This window comes from Scytonema hankhaensis NUACC26 (assembly GCF_045865695.1).
In the GTDB taxonomy this organism is placed as follows: Bacteria; Cyanobacteriota; Cyanobacteriia; order Cyanobacteriales; family Nostocaceae; genus Scytonema.
In genome coordinates this window covers 1-8492 of record NZ_BAACAP010000054.1, presented here as the reverse complement: position 1 = coordinate 8492, position 8492 = coordinate 1, and the positions used below count along the sequence as shown (strand labels likewise).

Genomic DNA, 8492 nt, shown 5'->3' with positions numbered 1-8492 from the left:
AGTAACCGTTGGCCTAATGGTTACATTATTTTTGATGAAGGTTCTTTTTCTAATATTGATGATTTAAGAGCTATTCTCCAAAGAATGATCGACGAACATATGTCGCCTACAGTTAGAGCTAACGATCTCATCTGCTTCCGTGGCGACCTGAAATACGAGAAGTTGCCAGACGGGTTTCAGGTTTCGACAAAAATTATGACTCGTAAGTTTCGACATCAAAATTACCTAAGGGAACTAGGAGAAACGATCCGAAAAGGTGATAAGACAGCCGCAGAGATTGTGGGAGTGTTCAATTTACTCGGAGTCCCATCTGACAAGACATTTCAAGCTCTTAATCTACTGCTTGCAAGTGGTTGTTTGAACGAAGAACTCAAAATAAAAACGCTCACCCTTTACAGTACTTAGATTTGGGAAAAAGAAGTATGTATGAACAAATTAATCCACAAGAATTCATGATTCGGAACGATCTCAAACGTTTTTCTGAAAAATGGCAAGCAGATCCAGATTTTAGAGAACAAGTATTTACAGATTCAGTCCAAGCGGCTTCCCGGCATAATCTGAAAGTCAATCTTGAAGAAATTAGACAGCTATGGGATACAGAATATGCTAGTCAACAGGGAGACCAAGCTCCTATTTCTCCTACGTTAGAAATTTATCAAAAATATCTTCAACAAAGCTGCAAAGAAGACTTCCTAGCAAATGTTTCTACAAATCCTCAGTTTCAAGCTTGGAGAGCGCGACAGATTGCACGGAATGAGAGTCTGTACAAAAAAGCTTATCACGATCGCATAGTACATGCTTCTGCTGCCTTTGAACTAAGCAAAGGGTGTTCAGTGGGCTGCTGGTTTTGCGGTGTATCAGCACCACGGCTTGAAGATTTGTTCGTGTATACATCAGAAAATGCCAAACTATGGCGTCAAGTCTTGGAATTACTCAAAGAATTCCTTGGTCCTGCTGTAGGTCAGGGTTTTTGTTACTGGGCAACAGATCCATTAGATAACCCTGATTATGAAAAATTCTGTAGTGATTTTCATGAAATTTCCGGTAGCTTTCCCCAAACAACAACTGCTCTGGCTTTAAAAAATCCAGAACGCACGCGTTCGCTACTGAAACTTTCTAGAGAAAAGGGTCGTTATTTCGATCGGTTTTCTGTTTTTTCCTTAAAAATCTTAAACCAAATTCATGAAGAATTTAGTGCAGAAGAGCTAGCTTTTGTGACATTAGTCCTTCAAAATTTTGAATCAGATCTAGTTAAAGCTAATGTAGGAAGAGTGTGGGAGCAAAATAAGAAAAAGGCAGAATTGAGTGAATTATCTCAGGAAGATGATTTTTCCGATCAAGGAACTATTGCTTCCGTCACCGGGTTCCTGTTCAACATGGTTGACAGAACTGTTAAACTCATCAGCCCTTGTCGAGCTAGTAACCGTTGGCCTAATGGTTACATTATTTTTGATGAAGGTTCTTTTTCTAATATTGATGATTTAAGAGCTATTCTTCAAAGAATGATCGACGAACATATGTCGCCTACAGTTAGAGCTAACGATCTCATCTGCTTCCGTGGCGACCTGAAATACGAGAAGTTGCCAGACGGGTTTCAGGTTTCGACAAAAATTATGACTCGTAAGTTTCGACATCAAAATTACCTAAGGGAACTAGGAGAAACGATCCGAAAAGGTGATAAGACAGCCGCAGAGATTGTGGGAGTGTTCAATTTACTCGGAGTCCCATCTGACAAGACATTTCAAGCTCTTAATCTACTGCTTGCAAGTGGTTGTTTGAACGAAGAACTCAAAATAAAAACGCTAGCCTATGCTCACTAGGGAGTCACTCGCTAGCGCGAAAATTCCCAATTATCAATTCGGCTTTATCAAATCACTCATGAAGTCAAGTCTAGAGAAGCGGCTTATGATGCGATCGCCTACGAGAGCAGTGACCCAAGTTTTTTCCGTGGAATAGCAGGAATCGGCTACGAACTCTTGAGATTGGCTAAGCCTAACTTACTTCCTTGCGTGCTGCTATGGAATTGATACTTCCGCCTCTAATTAATTTCATCATACTTTAGGTTGGTTTTTATGAAAAAATTTGATGTAGCTATTATTGGTACTGGTCCTGGTGGTGGGATGGCTGCTTGCCGTCTGGCAAAAACTGGTCTGAAGGTGCTGGTTTTAGAGAAAAGCAAGTTACCACGGCATAAAGCCTGTGGCGGTGCTTTGTCCCTTGGTGTGAAAAAAATTATTGACTGGGATTTTAGCTCCCAAATTGAAGTGGAAGCCGTTGCTGCAAAGTATTTTTACAACTATACGCTGCCCAAAGAAATATCTGATAAAGTTTCTCCTGCCCTAATGGTGAACCGAAGACGTTTCGATTACCATTTAATCGAGCGGGCAGTTTCCTTAGGGAAAGGAAATGTAACTTTGTGGGATGGATTTCGCGTTGCCTATGTCGAAGAAAATGATAATGGTGTTTTTATTCAAGGTAGTAATCAAGAAATTATCCAAGCAGATTTTCTGATTGCTGCTGATGGCGCTACCAGTATAACTGCAAAGTGTCTTGGATTAAACCAAAAAGCAGGTCTTGGGTTGGCAGTAGATGCTGAGGTAGAGGTTACATCAAGTGTGTATGAAGCTGAGAAGCAATATCCCACTTTTAATATAAGTTTTCCCGCTAACGGTTACAGTTGGATTTTTCCTAAAGCTGATTATTTAAGTTGTGGTGTTATGTCTTGGACAGGGCAAAAGGGATTGTCCAAAGCGATGAATGAGTTTCTGGAAGAAAGTTTTTCCCCAGGAAGCATCAAGTCGGTGAGAACGTTAAGCCATCCTATTCCTCTATATAACGGCGATCGTCAAATCGCCACCCGCCGGGTTTGCCTAGTCGGTGATGCTGCCAATTTAGTCGATCCATTCTTGGGCGAAGGAATTAAGTACGCATTGACTAGCGGCGCATTAGCTGCTGATATCATTACTAGCATAACACATAAAGAATTAGAACAAAATACTGAAGGCTGTCGCCAGTATCAAAAATTAATCAATCAGGGAATCGGTAAACATTTGCATTCTATACGCCGTTCTACTTTAAGTCCATTTTTGTCTGCGCCGGAATTAGCATATCGCAGCTTCATTCTTCAAGAAAGAAGCCATGAATTAGATCGGCAACTTGCTTTCTTAAAAGCATTTGGTATACTCTCAGCTAAGAAATGAAAAATATAAATACTTTCCGCCATTTTTTATGAATGTATCCCAAGAAAATTATCTTCAAGTTGTTGCACCTTACTTGTCCCATCAACTAGTTACTCCCGAAGCTTTTTCCCAAATCCAGGCAGTAGCAAGAATGCTTCCACCTTCATCAGAAGCTTTATTGGAGTGCCGTTTAGGTGCTAATTCATCTACTGTAGACTTTTCAGTTTACGTTACATCATGGAATGGCAGTCGTGAGATTTTAGCAGGGTTAAATCCCACTATGACTATGCCAGATATCATTCTTACTAATCCTGTATGGAGACGTATCCGAGATTTTTGTCTTCATTGGTATGAGCCAAACTCCCTATTGTCTAATATACATAGTATTTGGCTGGAATTTGATATTGATGGTCAACTACCAAAAGCGACAATACCTAGTTTTTTTCTATGTTTAGAACATTTAAATGAAAAAAAGAATAGTAATAAAAAGTATGAGAAGACGGAGCAAAAACAGATTATAGAAACTACTTTAAGTCTCTTATGTGGTAATTCTATTTCATCTCAAATTAAACAAAATATAGACATTTGTCTAGATTCCTTACCCATCGGTTCCCAAATTCTTTACATTGGAGCTATGCTTTCTAGACAATTGGAGGCAGTAAGAGTTAACGTTACAGGAATTTCTGAAGAAGAACTATTTGCCTACCTTACCAAAATTGGCTGGAAATATTCAGTCAGCGAGGTCAAAGAAATTATTCATATTTTATCTAGTTTATCGGATAAGATAGTTCTAAACTTTGATGTAGGAAATGTCATTTTTCCCAAGATAGGCATAGAATGCGAATTAATCAAAAGAGACCCTCGCATTGAACCTAGATGGCAATTATTTTTAGATTATTTGGTAGAAAAGGGTTTATGTACACCTGAAAAACGAGACGCATTTCTCAGTTGGGCTGGATACTCCCAGGAGAAAACTCATCCAGAATTATGGCCAAGTAACCTGAGTAAAGTTTCAAGTTTCTTGGGTGGCAGAGGGTTAAGTATATTTTTCAGAAGGTTGAACCATATAAAAATTGTTTACCAACCAGGTAGTTCTTTGGAGGCAAAAGGATATTTATCGTTCGGTCATGCTTGGATTAATTAGTTCCAAAAGAAAGTAAAGGGTGTTAATGTCCAGTCCACTCCAAGTTAAACGCATGAAGGAATTTGGCTGCTTCTCCCTTAGAGGATGTTTGAAAAGTCATAATTGATATATCAAATATTTTTTACCCCACCCTAACCCTCCCCGATGTATTGGGGAGGGAACTAGATTATGTCTAATTAAACAGATTTGATATGATTCATTCCCATAATAAAACAGAAGGTAATAGGCTGGGATAGGCAATTCGTAAGAGTTGATAACCAATACCAGTAGCGCCATGAAAAAAGCCAGGGTTGTAAACTTTTGGCGGTAAATCGGGGAAAAGAGTAAACGTACCTTGAGCTTGGGCTTGGGTGACTATGTGAGTAACTGCTTGATGAACCTCCTCTAAAAGGTCTGGTCGGTCTAGCTTGTGGGCTGCTAATAGCAAAGTTTCCATCCGACCTAAATTACCCCAGCAGAGATTGTCTACATCTGATAAAGCAAATTTTTGAGTGGTTTCTAAGGCAATAGCAATCTCCTGACGAATTTCTTTAGTATCCAAAACGGATAATCCTCTCAATCGCCCTAATCCAATTCCCGCAGCACCATTTGCCCAACTTATTCGGAAACAAGGTTCTTCAGATCTCAAGTCAGGCCAATTTTGAGCTTCAGTAGAGAAAACACTCTGTTCATAAGCGATCGCTTCATTTGCTGCATCAAGAAACCGGGAATCTTGCGTCACTGCATATAACCGCACAAGGGCATAGGCGATTCCTGCTGCGCCTTGGGAAAATCCAGTGAGTTGTTTGCCTGCTGAGTTTTTCCAAGCTCTAGGGCGTTTGTCAATGCTAGTTTGATGCTTAAGCAGATGCTCACCGCAGGCTAGAGCTAGTTCCAAGGAAGTTGATGATGGCAGTGCTAAAAGACCAAGGATTGTTCCTGCTGCACCTGCCATAATATCGAAGGATTGGTCGGCAGCAATCAGATCTGGAGTAATTAGGGCAGCAGCTTTCAGGGCATCTTGCAGCAGTGCTGGTTCTTGCAGGAGTTGGCTAATAATAGCTAGAGAGTAAGCGATTGAACTTAGCCCGGTAGCCCCGCTCATCCCCACTCGCCTTATCAATCTCGCTACATCTTCAAAGTTTGAATCTTGAAGAACTTTGCATAAAGGCTGTAAAATTCTTAGAGCTAGGTCATGCCACTCTGAGTCACCTGTAACTTTTGCCAAGGCTGCGAGGAATAGAGCGACACCACAACTACCGTCATATAAACTAACACCCAAGCCTTGAAACTGGAAACCTTGGGTGTTAGCTCTGTATTTCAAGCTCATCCAGCTAACGCTACCATCGGCGGCGCAAATAGCACGTTGGCGTAGATCTACAGCTATAGTAATTGCCTGTTGCACTAAAATTTCTTTTGTCAAAGGCATTGCTTGTTTTGCACGAGTGCTAACTACCGGAAAAGAAACCGGATTTGGTTCCCGAACAAACCGTGAGTAGAAAGAACCCCGGATGATTTCTATTTGTTGAGCTAAGTCGGCTTCACTTAAACTTCTAAGCCGCAAAAGCACACTTGTGAAGCTTGGTTGTTCAAACAGTTCTGGGATGACTACACCTGTTGGTAGCTCAAGGCGATCGCTTGAGGATAAAGCAGTAAAGATGGGGATGTCTAATTGTTCCATAGCTTGTAATTCAGCCGCCAGTATCGACCAGAAGACAGGCTTTTCTTCCTGGGTTACAAATGCTCGACTCAAAACATCAAGGGCGATACTGCGATCGATACCAAATCTTAACAAATTTGGAGCATAAGAGTTTTGCAGAATGAGATGATAAATTCTGGTGGCGCGAAACACATACCGGACTTTTTGATGTGCCAGAATCATCAACGGACTCGTTGGGGCTAACAGAACTGCTTGATGGGAAAACAGGAAGCGGTACATCTGCTCAAATCCTGCTACCAAATCTTCTAAATAATCATCTGGCGAAAGGGGAATCCCATTGAGTTTAGGCACATTGGCTTGCTTGAGGACAATTGTTTCATAACCCACATTCATCGCATCCGTGTTGATGTTTTGTACACGAGGAGCCAACACCTTCTGATCCTCAATTCCTCCCAAGCCACTGATATCGACTGTTAACCCATCGTGTTGGGATATGCCCCAATTGGGTAGAATCGAAGTGCGCAATACTGATTCCCCTAGCTGCTTTTCTACCAACATTGCTGCATTATACTCGCTTGAACCCATGCTTTTATTTTGATGATGCAATAGGGTTTCTAGATCCACTAATACTGGCTGTTCTCCATTGGCAATTAAGTTTTCACAGTGGCAGTCTGTCCCTTCTAAGGTGTGGATCAGGCACAGCAGCATTCCTGAGCGTTGGTAGAAGCGTCGAGCCGCGCTTTCATCTTCACAAGGCGGCGATTCCACATATTCCACCCAGCCGTAGGTAGAACGGTTCAGGACTTGGATAACTTTGAAGGGTAGGAGGGTAGTGTGGCTGTTGCACCACTCCAGAAAATCATAATAGACGACATCTAAGCTAAGATCTTTGGGTTTATAAACTAATTGCATTCCCGTGTCAAAAGTGAGGGCGATCGCAGATCTTCCCCGATTGTGGGGATCTGACAAGCCCGGTTTAACCGCCACAACTTCCTTTAACGCTGTTTCTCCCCCGAAGCATTGCTCAATATCAGACCAGTCTGTTGCCAAAGAGTTGAGGAATTCGGCGGTAGCTTCTACCCAGAAATCAATTGCAGTGGCTACTAGTCGTCCCAAGACACTATATTCCTGAAATAACGACAGTAAGCCATCTTGAAACAATTTATCAATAAACGTATGGTACTTTTCCTGACTGTTACGACCACCTGTGCCAAGTAGCAAAAAGTCGCACATGGCGTTCCCCGATGAGCGAAACGCTGAAAATTCCTCCATTAGAGTCCAAGAGCACAAACCGCTCAGTTGTAACACAAGTTGGTGCTCTAATGCTGCCATTGCACTGTCTGTCAGTAATTTTAAGCGATCGCCTACTTGTGCCAAAAGTTGCTGTGCCGCTACTTGCAAGCAGGGAACATAGATTGGCTCAAAGGGAACCGGGTTTTCTGGGTTAAAGTAACGGTAAGAGTACCAATGCTTGTTTGCAAGGTTTTGTGCAGTCTGGATCGCCTGTCCCAGAGTAGTCGCCCATGGGGGTAGAGGTTGTTGCTCATCAGAGTGAGCATTAACCAGGAGAGGGCGAATAGTGTCAATGTCTAATCCTTGCCAAGCTAAACGCCTCTGGAATTTGGCTAATTTGCCCTGAGCTACAACCATCCCCCAGCGCTCTAAACGTTCTGAAATCTGTGTTTCATCTTTGTCAGTGACATGAGGAATAAAAGAATTATTTAAACGTTCTGCTAGAGTAGTGGCTTTAGCAACAATTGATGTCAAATCTGATGTCAGATCTAAGGTGTAATTATATGGTGACATAGGCGATTGTTTACACGATACTGCTAAATGCAAATGCAAGTTTACAAAGGCAAATTGACTAGTTTTTTCATCTTCTAATACCAAATCCGCGCCCTGACTTTTCACGGGAAGTCTTCAAACTACGAAACAGCGTTGCTTTTTCCACAGTGTTATTCTCAATAGTTCTTGATTAATGAAAATAACTGACGGAAAAATAAGGGCTATGGAAACCCTCAAAATGACATGAATCCACATACCGTGAAAAGTTAGCTCCGTGCTTGAAAACAACCTATTTTAAACAACCTATTTTGTAGAGACGCACCGAAAGTACGTCTCTAAATAGGATGTTGTTTTTAAAGAGGGTTCTACAAATAGAATTTAGTCTAATTATAACGTTGTGCTTAATGTATTATTAGTTTTACAAACCTAACTATTAACTGAGTGAGCAAATCCTGAATAAAACTTAGTTCTTCCGATCTTTTTTCCGATTTCTTCTTAAAAAAGACCTGAACAAACCTTATTTTTATGGATTGATTTTTTAAATAGTTTCTAATACATTTAAAGTAACAAAGTTAAGGAGATTTCTGTTATGAACACAGAAGCTGTTAATCAATTCTTGCTAAAAATCACTGAAGATCCGCAACTTCAAGAGAAGTTTGCTAAAGCCCTGGGGACAGGAAACGACCTACAAGCTGCTACCGATTTTGCTGTCAAACATGGTTATCAATTTACTCCCGATGAACTT

5 protein-coding genes and 1 pseudogene are annotated in these 8492 nt (G+C 41.1%); 5 read left to right on the top strand and 1 reads right to left on the bottom strand.

Annotated features, from left to right (window positions below; translation table 11 throughout):
- From ACKTT2_RS01250 to ACKTT2_RS01235, 4 genes and pseudogenes are all read left to right on the top strand, one after another.
- Window positions 1–405: pseudogene (locus tag ACKTT2_RS01250) on the top strand (radical SAM family RiPP maturation amino acid epimerase); the annotation flags it as partial.
- A 17-nt stretch (window positions 406–422) separates the two neighbouring features.
- Complete coding sequence (locus ACKTT2_RS01245) at window positions 423–1820, top strand: radical SAM family RiPP maturation amino acid epimerase (protein ID WP_407883151.1); 1398 nt, start codon at window positions 423–425, stop codon at window positions 1818–1820.
- 252 nt (window positions 1821–2072) lie between these two features.
- Window positions 2073–3200, top strand: coding sequence for a geranylgeranyl reductase family protein (locus tag ACKTT2_RS01240; protein ID WP_407883149.1), 1128 nt, complete (start codon window positions 2073–2075; stop codon window positions 3198–3200).
- 28 nt (window positions 3201–3228) lie between these two features.
- The gene (locus ACKTT2_RS01235) at window positions 3229–4323 is read left to right on the top strand and encodes a hypothetical protein (protein ID WP_407883147.1); all 1095 of its coding nucleotides are present in this window, start codon (window positions 3229–3231) and stop codon (window positions 4321–4323) included.
- A gap of 196 nt (window positions 4324–4519) precedes the next feature.
- On the opposite strand, the gene ACKTT2_RS01230 is transcribed toward ACKTT2_RS01235, so the two are convergent.
- Entirely contained in the window at window positions 4520–7873 is a 3354-nt protein-coding gene (locus tag ACKTT2_RS01230; protein ID WP_407883145.1) for a type 2 lanthipeptide synthetase LanM family protein, read from the bottom strand.
- 463 nt (window positions 7874–8336) lie between these two features.
- On the opposite strand from ACKTT2_RS01230, the gene ACKTT2_RS01225 reads away from it, so the two are divergent.
- Window positions 8337–8492: Nif11-like leader peptide family natural product precursor (locus ACKTT2_RS01225; RefSeq protein WP_407883153.1), on the top strand; the 156-nt coding region annotated here is incomplete at its 3' end.